This is a genomic window from Nocardia sienata NBRC 100364 (assembly GCF_001613205.1).
Classification (GTDB): domain Bacteria; phylum Actinomycetota; class Actinomycetes; order Mycobacteriales; family Mycobacteriaceae; genus Nocardia; species Nocardia sienata.
Genome location: NZ_BDBX01000081.1, coordinates 1 through 594, shown reverse-complemented (window position 1 = coordinate 594; position 594 = coordinate 1). Strand labels below are relative to the sequence as shown.

General features: G+C 69.5%; 1 protein-coding gene. It reads right to left on the bottom strand.

Annotated features, from left to right (window positions below; all coding sequences use genetic code 11):
- Positions 1–107 precede the first annotated feature (107 nt).
- Positions 108–482: a DUF3499 domain-containing protein gene (locus tag NS4_RS29960; RefSeq protein ID WP_084481536.1), complete on the bottom strand. Its 375-nt coding sequence runs from the start codon at positions 480–482 to the stop codon at positions 108–110.
- Positions 483–594: the final 112 nt, after the last annotated feature.

The window sequence follows — 594 nt, the reverse complement described above, 5'->3', positions numbered from 1 at the left end:
CGGCTGGGTCGGTATGGGGAGTCGCGCGCACCACGGAGATCACGACCGAAGTGCGTCTCTGAGCACGAAGCGCGCGACATCCCAGCCCGGGGCGCCGACGAATACCGTCAACTAGGGGGATCGGGGAGTACGCGGAGGTGGCCGCGGCGGCCGGTGCGGGTGGGCCGGGGCGGTGGGGTGTGGTCGCGGTATCCGCGCTGATCGGGCTCCGGCGGGCGGCGGCGTAGTCCGGCTTCGCGGACGGCCTCGGCGAGCGCGGTCAGATCGTCGTCGTCGGGGCTGGTGGAGAAGCCGCCTTCGTGCCGGACCATATCCCAGCCCTTGGGGGCGGTGATCCGGGAGGCGTGGGTTCCGCAGAGGTCCCAGGAATGAGGTTCGGCCACCGTCGCCAACGGGCCCACCACGGCGGTGGAGTCCGAGTAGACATAGGTGAGCGTCGCGACGGCCGGATTCTTGCAGCCGGGTCGGCAGCAACGACGCATGGAGATCACGTCGATGAGCGTAACCCGCCGCACCCACACGAGTGGGGTAGACACGCTCACGGATCCGCTCGCATACGGCGCGTCGCAGTGTGATTCGTGTCTAATTGCGGCG